Here is a 12,562-nt window from a genome sequence, read left to right on the forward strand (position 1 = left end):
CGGGCGGTGGGGTTCCACGACACGTCGGAAGAACGTCAGAGCGCGTCCGGGCCGCGCTCGCCGGTCCGTACCCGCACCGCGGTGTCGACGGGGACGCTCCACACCTTGCCGTCCCCGATCTTGCCGGTGCGGGCCGACTTGACCACGACCTCGATGAGGTCGTCGGCGTCGTCGTCCTCGACCAGCACCTCGATGCGGACCTTGGGCACCAGGTCGACGGTGTACTCGGCGCCCCGGTAGACCTCGGTGTGGCCGCGCTGGCGGCCGTAGCCGCTGGCCTCGGTGACGGTCAGGCCGTGCACTCCGAAGGCCTGCAGGGCTTCCTTGATCTCGTCCAGCCGGTGCGGCTTGACGACCGCGGTGATGAGCTTCACGCGTCCACCTTCTTGTTCTGCGGCGCGCCCGCGCCGGTCTCGTCCTGGATGGAGGACACCGTAGAACGCCCCACGTGCGCGCCTCCGACGGCACTGAAGTCGTAGGCCGTCTCGGCGTGGTAGGCCTGGTCGAGGCCGCCGACCTCTTCGTCCTCGGTGGCCCGGAAGCCGATGGTGACGTCGATCGCCTTGGCGAGGATCCAGGAGACGACGAACGAATAGATCAGGACGGTGAAGGCGCCGAGCGCCTGCTTGCCCAGCTGGTCCAGGCCGCCGACGCCGTCGGTGGCGAGCAGGCCGACCAGGAGGGTGCCCAGGATGCCGCCGACCAGGTGCACGCCGACCACGTCGAGCGAGTCGTCGTAGCCCAGCTTGTACTTCAGGCTGACCGCCCAGGAGCAGACGACGCCGGCGACGAGGCCGATGATGATCGCGCCCCAGGCGTTGACGGCCGCGCCGGAGGGGGTGATGGCGACGAGGCCCGCGACGGCGCCGGAGGCCGCGCCCAGCGTGGTGAAGGCGCCGTGCCGGATGCGCTCGTAGGCGAGCCAGCCGAGCATCGCGACGCCGGTGGCGATCTGGGTGTTGAACGCCATGTTGGCGGCGGTGCCGTTGGCGGCGAGCGCGGAACCGGCGTTGAAGCCGAACCAGCCGAACCACAGCAGACCGGAGCCCAGCATCACCAGGGGCAGGTTGTGCGGCCGCATCGGGTCCTTCTTGAAGCCGATGCGCTTGCCGAGGACGAGGGCACAGGCGAGACCGGCCGCGCCCGCGTTGATGTGGACCGCCGTGCCGCCCGCGAAGTCGATGACTTCCTTCTTGAACAGCCAGCCGTCGGCCTGCCAGACCCAGTGCGCGACCGGGAAGTAGACGACGGTGACCCACAGGGTGATGAACACCATCCAGCCGGCGAACTTGACCCGGTCGGCGACCGCACCGCTGATCAGCGCGGGGGTGATGACCGCGAACATCAGCTGGAAGAAGGCGAAGGCCAAAACCGGGATCCCGTCGGGCTTGGTGCCCCACAGCGAGTCGGGGTCGATGCCCTTGAAGCCGATGTGGTCCAGGTTGCCCAGCAGCCCGCCGCCGACGTCGTCACCGAAGGTGAGGGAGTAGCCGAACAGCACCCACAGGAGGCTGACGATGCCGAGCGCGATGAAGGACATCATCAGCATGTTCAGGGCGCTCTTCACCCGGACCATGCCGCCGTAGAAGAAGGCCAGGCCGGGGGTCATCAGCATCACGAGCGCGGCGCTGATCAATACGAATGCGGTATTTGCGCCATTCAATGTGGACGTCTCCTCGAAATGACGGCCCGTGCGGGCAGAACTCAGGTGGGCCGGTTTTCGCCACGAGGTTGGCGCAGCGCCGTTTCAGTCGATGCCGCTCGATGTTTCGCGGCAGTGACGAAGAGCGCGGGCGTGTTACGCGCTGATGAACTGGTGCTGGACGGCCGGAAGGCCTTGTTATCGTCTCGCAACCATGGACGGGGGGCTCAGACAGCCCGGACGGACTCCGCCGTGTCCGAGGAGTCGGGCAGATGGTCGGCGAGCCGCTCGCCGAGCTGGACCACCTCCGGGACGCTCCCGAAGTCGCGGATCGCGGTGTCCACGGTCTTGCGCAGCCGGTTGCTGACCCGCTCGGAGCGCACCCGCCGGGCGAGCGGCAGGGCCTTCTCGGCGACCGCCGCGCACTGCTCGGGCTCCTTCTGGAGGAGGTGGACGGTGGCCAGCCCGATCAGGTTGAGCGCATACGAACGCTGGTGCCCGCCCTCCTCGGCCGTCTCCTGGCCGAAGAGGGCGACGGCGCGGCGCATCACGGGGTCGGCCAGCTTGGCGTAGGTGGGGCTGCGGCCCGCGACATAGGCAAGGTCGCGGTACGAGTGCGCGTTCTCCGCGTTGAGCTCGGCCTCGGAGAAGAAGCCGATCCAGTCCGGGTCCCCGTCGCCCCCGGCGGATTCGGCGAAGCTGTCCTCGGCCATCTTCACGGCGCGGTGGCATTTGCTGGGCTGGCCCATATTGGCGTACGCCCGGGCCTCCATCGCATACAGCATGGCCTGGGTCCGCGGCGTCGCGCTCTCCCGGCTGCCGTACTGGGCCAGATGGATCAGCTCCAGCGCGTCCTCGGGCCGCCCCACATGGATCATCTGGCGGCTCATGCTGGAGAGGATGTACGAGCCCAGCGGCCGGTCCCCGGACTCCTTGGCCGCGTGCAGGGCGAGGACGAAGTACTTCTGCGCGGTCGGCTGGAGCCCGATGTCGTAGCTCATCCACCCGGCGAGCTCGGCCAGCTCACCCGCGACCTTGAACAGCCGCTTGGAGACGGACTCGGGGTGCGACTCCTGCAGCAGGTCCGTCACCTCGTGGAGCTGGCCGACCACCGCCTTGCGACGCAGCCCGCCGCCGCACTGGGCGTCCCACTTCCGGAACATCACGATGGTCGACTCGAGCAGTTCGAGCTCGGGCTCGGAGAGCCGGGAGATCCGCCGGGAGCGGCCCGCGTCCGGCTGGGTCCGGCCGTCGGACCGGGCCGAGGGCGAGGGGACCAGCCAGCGCTGCATCGGCTCGATGAGGGCCGGGCCCGCCGACAGGGCGAGCGAGGTGCCGAGGAAGCCCCGGCGGGCGAGCATCAGGTCGCTGCGGGAGAATTCGCCGATCAGCGCGACCGTCTCAGGACCGGCCCAGGGCAGGTCCACTCCGGATACGGACGGTGACCGATGGGCGGTGCGCAGCCCCAGATCCTCGATGCCGACCACACAGCCGAAGCGCTCGGAGAACAGCTCGGAGAGAATCTGCGGAATCGGCTCGCGCGGCTGCTCGCCGTCGAGCCAGCGGCGCACCCGCGAGGTGTCGGTGCTGATGTGGTGGGCGCCCAACTGGCGTGCTCTGCGGTTGACTTGACGCGCGAGCTCGCCCTTGGACCAGCCGCTGCGCACAAACCACGAACCCAACTGCGCGTTGGGACGCTTGTCAGCACTGCCGCCGTTGTCGCCCACTGGAACGCCCCCATCCCACGATTCCGCTCGCACCGCGACCAGAATGCCGTCTGTCACGGTCAGTTGTCCCCGCGATCCGCCGCATCAACCGCGGGAGGAGGGGGGTCATGCACTGAAAGTAATCTTACGATCACGCCTCCGGCGAGGAAGTTCGCTAAAACGCCACCATTCGCCACCCCTTCGAATGAACGCCACTGGCGATTCACACGATTCACTTGACACCGGGCGACCGGAAAACAGGTGGAGGGGTGCGCACGAGGGCGCGCGCCCAGTGTCTCACCACCCCTTTCACCACGCTGCACCACGCTGCACCACTCGGCATCACCGCACCGACAGCCGCCGCACCACTTCCGGCTACGGAGCGCGAGCGGGCGGCATCACTGCGTCATTCGGCTCGTAACCATCGGCAGGGCGACCCGTTGGAGGGGGCATGGGCTTCACGATCGGCGGCATCCGGGACATGCGGCCAGGCTCGCGGCGGCGCGACCGTACATCCGAGTGCACGACGGTGGCGGAGTACACCGGCCTGTGGGGGTGGGATGTGGTGCCGGGCGCCCGGGCCACCCGTGGCGCGGGCGGCAGCAGAAACGAATGTTCATGTGGCGAGGCCGACTGCGCCGCCCCCGGCGCCCACCCCCTCGCCTTCGCCTCCGCCGTCCCCGCGGGCGCCACCCTCGACGATGCGGCGGCGGCCTGGGAGCAGGTCCCGGGGGCCGCGGTGCTGCTGCCCGTGGGCAAGTCGTTCGACGTCCTGGAGGTCGCCGAACAGGCGGGCCGGCTCGCCCTGGTCCGGCTGGAGCGCATGGGGCTGCCGCTCGGCCCGGCGACCGCCACACCGCACGGGCGCGCCCAGTTCTTCGTCGCCCCGGGCGCCGCCGAGCAGCTGCCGCAGCTGCTCTACCGCATGGGCTGGGACGACGCCGACCTGGACCTGCGCTGTCTGGGGCCCGGCGACCACATCACCGCCCCGCCCAGCGACCTCGGCGGGCTCGGCCCGGTCCGCTGGCTGCGCCCGCCCGCGCTCGACACCGCGGGCAACCCGCCCCATGCGCGGCTGCTGCTGGGCACGCTGGCGTACGCGGCCCACCGCGCGGTCGGCTGAACCGGATACCGGATACGCGCCCCGGATACGCGCCCCGGAGAAACGCTTCGGGCGCCCGAGAGGTCCCGGGCGCCCGGAGGGGAGAGGGCGGAGTGGATCAAGGGAATCGGCCAGTCAGTCGCCGATCAGCGCGTCGACGAAGGCCTCCGGCTCGAACGGCGCGAGATCGTCCGCGCCCTCGCCCAGGCCCACCAGCTTGACCGGTACGCCCAGCTCGCGCTGGACCGCGATCACGATGCCGCCCTTGGCGGTGCCGTCCAGCTTGGTGAGCACGATGCCGGTGATGTCCACGACCTCGGCGAAGACCCGCGCCTGCACCAGGCCGTTCTGTCCGGTGGTGGCGTCGAGCACCAGCAGCACCTCGTCCACCGCGCCGTGCTTCTCGACGACCCGCTTGACCTTGCCCAGCTCGTCCATCAGGCCGGTCTTGGTGTGCAGCCGTCCCGCGGTGTCGACGAGTACGACGTCCGCGCCCTCGGTGATGCCCTCCTTGACCGCGTCGAAGGCGACCGACGCCGGGTCGCCGCCCTCGGGGCCCCGGACGGTGCGGGCGCCGACCCGCTCGCCCCAGGTCTGCAGCTGCTCGGCGGCCGCCGCGCGGAAGGTGTCGGCAGCGCCGAGGACCACCGACTTGCCGTCGGCGACCAGCACCCGCGCGAGCTTGCCGGTGGTGGTGGTCTTACCGGTGCCGTTGACCCCGACGACCATGACGACGCCCGGCTTCTCCTCGCCGTTCGTGCCCACGCCGCTCTCGGTGTGCACGGCGCGGTCGGCCTCGGTGCCGATCAGCTGGAGCAGTTCCGCGCGCAGCAGGCCGCGCAGCTCCTCGGGGGTACGGGTGCCCAGCACTCTGACCCGCTCGCGCAGCCGCTCCACCAGCTCCTGCGTCGGCGCGACGCCGACGTCGGCGGTCAGCAGGGTGTCCTCGATCTCCTCCCAGGTCTCGTCGTCGAGGTGTTCCCGCGACAGCAGGGTGAGCAGCCCCTTGCCCAGTGTGGTCTGGGAGCGGGAGAGCCGGGCCCGCAGCCGCACCAGCCGGCCGGCGGCCGGCTCGGGCACCTCGATCGCGGGCGCCTCCGGCTGCGCGGGCACGGCGGGCGCGGGGGGCGCCTCGGTGACCGACAGGTCCACCTCTTCGATGGTTCTGCGCGGTTCCTCGAGCGTGGTTTCCGCCTCCTCGCCGACCTGCGGCTCGGCGGGCGGCGCGGTGACGGACGGACTGCTCGGCGGGGCCGGGGGCAGCCGCTTCTTCTTGCGGCTGCCGATCACGAGCCCGCTGACCGCGGCGAGCGCGATCAGAGCGATGACTACAGCAAGGATGACTTGTTCCATAACGCACCCAGTATCAGCCAACGGGCTGCGGGGAGTCATTCACCTCCCAGCCCGGCCTCACGGGCCCGGACGATCGCCTGGGCGCGATCGCGGACCTGCAGCTTGGCGAAAATGGACCCCACGTGGTTACGCACGGTCTTGTCCGTGACCACCAGCCGCTGGGCGATCTGGCGATAGCCGAGCCCGCCGGCGAGCAGTTCCAGGACCTCGCGCTCACGGGCGGTGAGGGTGGGGAACGCCTCCTTGGCCGAGGCGGTGCCGAAGGAGCCGAGCAGGGTGCCGAGACGCTCGGCCATGCGCGGGCTGAAGACCGCGCCGCCGCGCGCCACGGTGTGCAGGGCGCGCAGGATCTCGTCCCGGCCCGCGCCCTTGAGCAGGTAGCCGCGGGCGCCGGCGCGCATGGCCGCCAGCAGGCTGTCGTCGTCCTCGGACATGGTCATGACGACCACTCGGGCCTCGGGGCGGGCGCACAGGATCCGCCGGATGGCCTCCGTACCGGATCTGCCGGGCAGCCCGAGGTCCATGACCACCAGATCGGGCTCGGTGCGGTCGGCCTCGGTGACCGCTTCCTCAGCGGACGCTGCCTGCCCGACCACGGTGAACGCGTCGTCCAGGTTGACCGCGGCCGCCAGTCCCTCACGGAAGAGCGGATGGTCGTCCACGAGCAGTACGCGCCACTGCGGTGCTCCCGCCGCCGCTGTCACCGGCCCGGCCCCTCTTCTCCACGCTCTCCGCCGTGCTGCCGACCGTGTTCCCGGCCTCCTTCGCGGCGCTGCTCTTCCGGTGTGAGGGAGACCGCCGCCTCGTGCACGGCGTTCTCCTCGGACGGCTCGGCCTCCCCCGGCCCTGCGAGCGGCAGGATCGCGTGCACCACCGTGCCCGTCGCGGATCCCGTCACCGAGCAGGAGCCGCCGATCTCCTCGGCGCGCTCCGCCACGGAAGCCAGCCCGACGCCGGGCACGGCGCCCCGCCGCAGCCCGCTCCCGTCGTCAATGACCTTGACCTCGAGCGTGTCCGGGCCCGCGGTGAGCTCGATCCGGACCTGCCGGGCCCGTGCGTGCCGCACCGCGTTGGTCAGCGACTCGGCGGAGATCCGGTACGCGGCCGTCTCCACACCGGGCGACAGCGGGGGCAACGCGGTGGGGTGGGTGGCCACGGTCACCCGGGGCCCGGCGCCGCCCAGCCGCCGCCCCAGGTCCCGTACCGCCTTGGCCAGGCCTCGCTCGGCCAGGGCGGCGGGGGCAAGCCCCGAGGTGATCCGCCGCACCTCGACCAGGGCCTCGGCGAGGGTTTCGGCGGCCTCGCGCAGCTGGTGGCGGGCCGGATGCCCGGGCGGGCAGGTGGTCTGCGCGATGTCCAGGCGCAGCCGTACGGCGGCGAGCTGCGGGCCGAGGCCGTCGTGGATCTCGCGCCGCAGCCGGCGGCGCTCCTGCTCGCGGGCGAGCACCAGCCGCTCCCGGGCGGCCTGGGCCTCCTCGGCCAGGCGCAGGGCGGCGAGCGCCGGGGCCGCCTGGTCGGCGAGCAGGGAGAGCAGTCCGCTGTCCCGTTCGGCGGGGGTGCCGAAGCCGTCCCGGGCGACTTCGAGGCGGCCGACCGTACGGCCGTGATGGCGCAGCACGAACGCCTGGACCGGCCCGGTGAGCGGCGCCCCGGCCGCGGCCAGCCGCCGGGGTCCGGACCGGGTGTCGACGCTCACGGCGGCGCCCGAGACGCCGAGGTCCTCGACGGCGCTGCGGCAGATCTGCTGGGGCACCTCGCCTGGGTGGGGCGCCTGCTGGAGGCGTACGGCCAGGGCGCTGGCGGCCTCGTGGGGGCGGGCGCGCGGCCCGTAGAAGGCGCGCTCGACGCGCAGGGTCAGCCAGCGGGCGGTCGGCCGCAGCGCCCAGCCGAGCAGCAGGGAGCAGCCGACGGCGGTGCTGATCGCCCCGCCGCGCAGGGAGGGCAGTCCGGCCTGGACGGCAACGACCGCGCAGACCACGACGGCGGCGAGGGAGGTGAGGACGAAGGCGCGGGCGAGGCGGTGGCTGGTCACGCGGTCCAGGCGCCATATGCCGGTGCGGGCGACGCCCAGGCAGATCGCGGCCGCCCATACGGCGCTGCCGACGGTGCGCGCCACGATGGTGGGCATGCCCTCGGCCCATTCGGACAGCAGCAGGAAAACGCAGGCTGGGTAGGCGGCCGCAAGCAGGGCCCAGTTGCGCCGCTCGGCGCTGCGGGCGACGGCGGCGCGGCAGCACAGCGAGCCCGTCACCACGGCGGCCACGGCGCGCAGCACCCACTCCTCCGCCTTCGCGTAGTGCTCGAGGTGGCCGAAGGCCCACTGGCCGAAGTCGGTGGTGAAGAAGGGGTTGGTCGCCGAGCCGACCATCGGCTCGCTCACCAGCCAGAGGGCGGCGTAGCCCAGCCAGTACGCGGAGGCGCCGACGCTCATCGCCCACCACTGCCACCGCCGCTGCGAGCCGCGCGGGAACAGCCACAGCGGCAGCAGCAGGACGGTCAGCGGGCGGCAGGCGATCCCGGCGGCCGAGATCAGCAGCTGGACCACGGCGCCCGCCGAGCCCAGATCGGCCAGTCCCAGCAGGTCGGCGGCTGCCGAGGGCAGCAGCCACAGCGCCCCGGCGACCAGCAGGACGCTGCCGTAGCGGCGGGCGGAGCGCTCGGCCAGCAGGAGCACCCCGACGCCGAGGACCGGGATGCCCACGGCTACGCGGGTGAGCACGGCGGTGCCGCGCGGCTGCGGATAGGACAGGGCCAGCCATTGGTCGTTCACCCGCAGCAGTCCGGCCAGCCAGCCGGCGAAGACCACCACGAACAGGGCGGAGACTCCGCCGGCGGCCTGCACGGCGCGGTCCTTGGGCTGGACCGCGCGCCTCATCCCATTCCAGAGCCCTGGGTCGGGGCAGGGGCCGAGGCCGGGCTCGCGGCCGGAGCCGGGGCCGAGGCCAGGTCGGCGGTATGGCTCCTGCCCGTGCCCTTGACCCACAGCGTGATGTAGTTGTCGCTGTGGCCCGGCCGGCATTTGTACTCGCTCCACTTGTGGGCGTCCACCCCGTTCCGGCCCGCCTTGCGGCAGGCGCTGGTGGTGTCGAAGTGCCCGGCCTGCCGCCATGCCGCTGCCGGGGCCGCGGCGGCGGACGCCGCCGGGGCGGCCCCCACGACGGCGCCGGTGAGCAGGGCGAGCGCGGTCAGGACGCGGGTCCGGCGGGTCCGGGATGGGGTCATCTGGCAACCTCCTTGGTTCTCCGGTCCGAGCACTACCCGCGGTGGGGCGGGTGAAGTGTGTGCGGGCCCGGGCCCACCCGAACCGGTGACGGACCCGCACCCGCGTTCCGGCCCGCTGTGTCAGCCGGGCTCACCTGTTCCGTTGGGCTCACCTGTTCCGTTGGGCTCACCTGTTCCGTTGAGCCCACCTGTTCCGTTGGGCTCACCTGTTCCGTTGGGCCCACCTGTTCCGTTGGGCTCACCTGTTCCGTTGGGCTCACTCGTCACCACACCAGCAGCAGGATGGCGACGGCGATGGCCTCGGCCTCGATATAGGGGACGCCGAAGCGCATCAGGGTGAGCATGATCGGCTTGGCCGACCAGATCTCGAGGGTTTCCAGGAAGTAGCCGAGCCGGTGGGCGTAGCGGCGGACCATGGCGGTCTCGCGCGGCCCGAGCCGGATGAGCAGTTTGGCCAGCAGGTCGCCGCCGTGGTGCAGGGCGACGGTCAGCAGCCGCTGCCGGATGAGCTGCGCGTCGGCCGGGGCGGCGCCTGCCGTGCCGAAGAGCGCCGTCTTGGCCGCTTCGAGCTCCGTGGTGTCGCCGGCGGCGTGCCGCACCCGGATGACCAGGTCGTCGATGTCGGGTCCGGTGATGGCCGGTTCCCCCGTCGTGATCGTCACGCGCCCCTCCTTTTTATGTCCGCACGGCGGCTATATGTCGGCACGGCGGCGGGAAGTCGAGGCCCGGGGCACCGGGCCTGCCCCTACCGTCAGCCGCCCTGTGTCCCAGGCGCATGAGTCATCCGCCCCGCCCCTGCCCGGAGCGTCGCTACGCGGCTCCGCCGCGCGGGGGCGCCCGCCGCAGACCTCCGGGCCTCCACTCTCTGTTTATTTGACGGACCGTCAGATAACGTGCCCCTCTCACCCGCCCACCGCTCAGGGGGCCGGAACCGCTACCCCTGCGGGACAGAAGAGGACAGAAGGGGGACCTCCGCCATGCCCGTCACGGTCGTACGGCTCAACCTGGTCGATCCCGACGCCACACCCGAATCCCTGTCCCGGCGCTACCGGACGGCCGTCGAGATGGCCGCCTTCGCCGATGAGCAGGGCATCGACACCGTTCAGACCGAGGAGCACCACGGCGCCGCGAACGGCTGGCTTCCCTCCCCGCTGACCTTCGCGGGCGCCGTACTGGGCGCCACCCGGCGGATCGCGGTCACCGTCTCCGCGCTGATCGTCCCGCTCTACGACCCGCTGCGGCTGGCCGAGGACATCGCCGTACTCGACCTGGTGAGCGGCGGGCGCCTGGTCGCGGTGGCGGGCATCGGCTACCGGCCCGAGGAGTACGCGGGGCTCGGCAGAGAGTGGAAGCGGCGCGGCGCGCTCCAGGACGAGGCGCTGGAGACCCTGCTCGCGGCCTGGACCGGCGAGCCCTTCGAGTACCGGGGCCGTACGGTGCGGGTCACCCCGCGCCCGTACACCCGGCCGCATCCGACGCTGCTGGTCGGCGGCAGCTCCAAGGCCGCCGCGCGCCGGGCCGCGCGGCTGGGGCTGCCGTTCTTCCCCAGCGCCCATCTGCCGGAGCTGGAGGCGTACTACCACGCCCGCCGGGCGGAGTACGGGACGCCGGGCTGGTGCGTGATGCCCACCGCGCGGACATCCCTGCTGCATGTGGCCGAGGACCCGGAGCGGGCCTGGGCGGAGTTCGGCCCGCATCTGCTGCACGAGGCGCGGATGTACGGCTCCTGGCAGTCGGGCGGGGCTGTGCACTCGGCCGTCCGCTCCCACGCCGAGGACGTGGCGGCGCTGCGCGGCGAGGGCGTGTACCGCATCGTCACGCCCGAGGAGTGCGTGGCGCTGGCCAAGGAGGGCGGGGAGACGGCGAGTCTGGTGCTGCATCCGCTGTGCGGCGGGATGCCCGTGGAGGAGGGCTGGCGCTCGCTGCGGCTGTTCGCGGAACGCGTTCTGCCCCGCCTCAAGGAGTGAGGCGGGGCAGAACCCTTGAAAGGTGAGGAGGGGGCTGGCGGGGGGGGTTAGCCCATCTCCTCCAACGCCTTGCCCTTGGTCTCCGGCACCCACTTGAGGATGAAGGGGATCGAGAGCGCGGCGAAGACGGTGTACATGATGTACGTCGCCGACAGGTTCCAGTCGGACAGGCTCGGGAAGCTGGCGGTGATGGCCCAGTTGGCGATCCACTGCGCGGAGGCGGCGACGCCCAGCGCGGCGGCGCGGATCTTGTTCGGGAACATCTCGCCGAGCAGCACCCAGACCACCACGCCCCAGGAGAGGGCGAAGAAGAGGACGAAGGCGTGGGCCGCGATCAGGGCCAGGACGCCCTGGGCGTGCGGAAGCTTGCCGTCGACCAGGTGTGCCGAGAAGGCCCAGGCCACCAGGCCGAGCGAGACCGCCATACCGGCCGAGCCGATCAGCGCGAGCGGCTTACGGCCGATCTTGTCGACGAAGACCATCGCGATGACGGTGCCGATGATGTTGATGATCGACGTGGTGAACGAGTAGAAGAACGAACCGCTCGGGTCGACGCCGACGGACTGCCACAGCGTCGAGGAGTAGTAGAACGCCACGTTGATGCCGACGAGCTGCTGGAAGACCGAGAGACCGATACCGATCCAGACCACCGGCAGCAGCCCGAACCGGCCGCCGAGCAGGTCCTTGAAGGTGGACTTGTGCTCACTGCGCATGGCCTGCTCGATCTCGGCGACGCGCGCGTCGAGGTGGCTGCCGTCACCCTCGACCTGGGCCAGGACCTCCTTGGCGCGGTCGGCCTTGCCGACGGAGATCAGGAAGCGGGGCGACTCGGGGATGGCGAAGGACAGCAGTCCGTACACCACGGCCGGGACGACCATCACGCCGAGCATCCACTGCCAGGCCTCGATGCCGCCGATCTTGCCGCGCTGGTCGCCGTCGGCGAGGTGGAGGATGCCCCAGTTGACGAGCTGGGACAGGGCGATGCCGACGACGATCGCGGCCTGCTGGAAGGAGGCCAGACGGCCCCGGTACGCGGGCGGGGCGACCTCGGCTATGTAGGCCGGGCCGATCACGGAGGCCATGCCGATGCCGATACCGCCGAGCACCCGCCATACGGCCAGGTCCCACAGGTCGAAGGGCAGGGCCGAGCCGACGGCGCTGACGGTGAAGAGCACGGCGGCGATCTGCATGACGCGGATCCGGCCGATGCGGTCGGCGACCCGGCCGGCGATGGCGGCGCCGATGGCCGAGCCGATCAGGGCGATGGCCACGACCTGGGCGAGCGCGGCGGAGCCGATGTCGTAGCGGCCACGGATGGCCTCGACCGCTCCGTTGATCACCGAGCTGTCGTAGCCGAAGAGAAAGCCGCCCATCGCGGCGGCGGCGGTGATGAAGATGACACGGCCAAGGGGGGCCGGCCGGGCCTGGCGGCCCGCGGACCCCGGTGCCTGCACGGTGGTGGTCAACGTGAACTCCTGTGGCCGTCCGGCAGCGCTGCCGGACGTGGGGGGCCTTCCAGAGGGGGCTCGGCCGACCGGTCGGCCACCACTTGAAGGTAAAAGCGACGTTG

General features: G+C 71.9%; 11 protein-coding genes. 2 read left to right on the forward strand and 9 right to left on the reverse strand.

Features of this window, described 5'->3' with window-relative positions:
- Positions 1 to 35: 35 nt before the first annotated feature.
- The 3 genes from ACH4U7_RS30735 to ACH4U7_RS30745 all read right to left on the reverse strand — a co-directional run bounded on the left by ACH4U7_RS30735 (position 36) and on the right by ACH4U7_RS30745 (position 3,369).
- A complete protein-coding gene (locus ACH4U7_RS30735) occupies positions 36 to 374 on the reverse strand; it encodes a P-II family nitrogen regulator (RefSeq protein ID WP_089510916.1) in 339 nt (112 codons plus the stop codon).
- The gene (locus ACH4U7_RS30740) at positions 371 to 1,663 is read right to left on the reverse strand and encodes an ammonium transporter (protein WP_398531053.1); all 1,293 of its coding nucleotides are present in this window, start codon (positions 1,661 to 1,663) and stop codon (positions 371 to 373) included. Before ACH4U7_RS30740 ends, ACH4U7_RS30735 begins: the two co-directional genes overlap by 4 nt.
- Before the next feature lie 206 nt (positions 1,664 to 1,869).
- The gene (locus tag ACH4U7_RS30745) at positions 1,870 to 3,369 is read right to left on the reverse strand and encodes a hypothetical protein (protein WP_398531334.1); all 1,500 of its coding nucleotides are present in this window, start codon (positions 3,367 to 3,369) and stop codon (positions 1,870 to 1,872) included.
- 430 nt (positions 3,370 to 3,799) lie between these two features.
- Between ACH4U7_RS30745 and ACH4U7_RS30750 the strand changes: the two genes are divergently transcribed.
- A complete protein-coding gene (locus ACH4U7_RS30750; RefSeq protein ID WP_398531054.1) occupies positions 3,800 to 4,471 on the forward strand; it encodes a bifunctional DNA primase/polymerase in 672 nt (223 codons plus the stop codon).
- A gap of 114 nt (positions 4,472 to 4,585) precedes the next feature.
- On the opposite strand, the gene ftsY is transcribed toward ACH4U7_RS30750, so the two are convergent.
- From ftsY to ACH4U7_RS30775, 5 genes are all read right to left on the reverse strand, one after another.
- Positions 4,586 to 5,803, reverse strand: coding sequence for a signal recognition particle-docking protein FtsY (ftsY, locus tag ACH4U7_RS30755; RefSeq protein WP_398531055.1), 1,218 nt, complete (start codon positions 5,801 to 5,803; stop codon positions 4,586 to 4,588).
- A 35-nt stretch (positions 5,804 to 5,838) separates the two neighbouring features.
- On the reverse strand, positions 5,839 to 6,507 hold the full coding sequence (locus tag ACH4U7_RS30760; protein ID WP_398531056.1) for a response regulator: 669 nt from the start codon (positions 6,505 to 6,507) through the stop codon (positions 5,839 to 5,841).
- Positions 6,504 to 8,678: a histidine kinase gene (locus ACH4U7_RS30765; RefSeq protein WP_398531057.1), complete on the reverse strand. Its 2,175-nt coding sequence runs from the start codon at positions 8,676 to 8,678 to the stop codon at positions 6,504 to 6,506. The genes ACH4U7_RS30760 and ACH4U7_RS30765 overlap by 4 nt, the downstream gene beginning before the upstream one ends.
- Positions 8,675 to 9,025, reverse strand: a complete 351-nt coding sequence (locus tag ACH4U7_RS30770) for a hypothetical protein (protein WP_398531058.1) — start codon at positions 9,023 to 9,025, stop codon at positions 8,675 to 8,677. Before ACH4U7_RS30770 ends, ACH4U7_RS30765 begins: the two co-directional genes overlap by 4 nt.
- Positions 9,026 to 9,288: 263 nt before the next feature.
- Positions 9,289 to 9,687 carry a hypothetical protein gene (locus ACH4U7_RS30775; protein WP_089510909.1) on the reverse strand — a complete coding sequence of 133 codons (399 nt, stop codon included), beginning with the start codon at positions 9,685 to 9,687 and terminating at the stop codon, positions 9,289 to 9,291.
- Positions 9,688 to 10,002: 315 nt separating this feature from the next.
- Between ACH4U7_RS30775 and ACH4U7_RS30780 the strand changes: the two genes are divergently transcribed.
- Positions 10,003 to 10,992 (forward strand): LLM class flavin-dependent oxidoreductase, encoded by a 990-nt coding sequence (locus tag ACH4U7_RS30780; RefSeq protein ID WP_398531059.1) that lies wholly within the window; start codon positions 10,003 to 10,005, stop codon positions 10,990 to 10,992.
- A gap of 47 nt (positions 10,993 to 11,039) precedes the next feature.
- Here the strand turns inward: ACH4U7_RS30780 and ACH4U7_RS30785 are convergent, their stop codons facing one another.
- Positions 11,040 to 12,458, reverse strand: coding sequence for a sugar porter family MFS transporter (locus tag ACH4U7_RS30785; protein ID WP_398531060.1), 1,419 nt, complete (start codon positions 12,456 to 12,458; stop codon positions 11,040 to 11,042).
- Positions 12,459 to 12,562: the final 104 nt, after the last annotated feature.

Origin of the sequence: Streptomyces sp. NPDC020845, assembly GCF_044334165.1 — a bacterium.
Classification (GTDB): domain Bacteria; phylum Actinomycetota; class Actinomycetes; order Streptomycetales; family Streptomycetaceae; genus Streptomyces.

Coding starts and splice junctions, on each gene's coding strand:
- ftsY (WP_398531055.1), bottom strand. CDS start 5,803: ATGGAACAAGTCATCCTTGCTGTAGTCATCGCTCTGATCGCGCTCGCC.
- ACH4U7_RS30780 (WP_398531059.1), top strand. CDS start 10,003: ATGCCCGTCACGGTCGTACGGCTCAACCTGGTCGATCCCGACGCCACA.
- ACH4U7_RS30770 (WP_398531058.1), bottom strand. CDS start 9,025: ATGACCCCATCCCGGACCCGCCGGACCCGCGTCCTGACCGCGCTCGCC.
- ACH4U7_RS30750 (WP_398531054.1), top strand. CDS start 3,800: ATGGGCTTCACGATCGGCGGCATCCGGGACATGCGGCCAGGCTCGCGG.
- ACH4U7_RS30765 (WP_398531057.1), bottom strand. CDS start 8,678: ATGAGGCGCGCGGTCCAGCCCAAGGACCGCGCCGTGCAGGCCGCCGGC.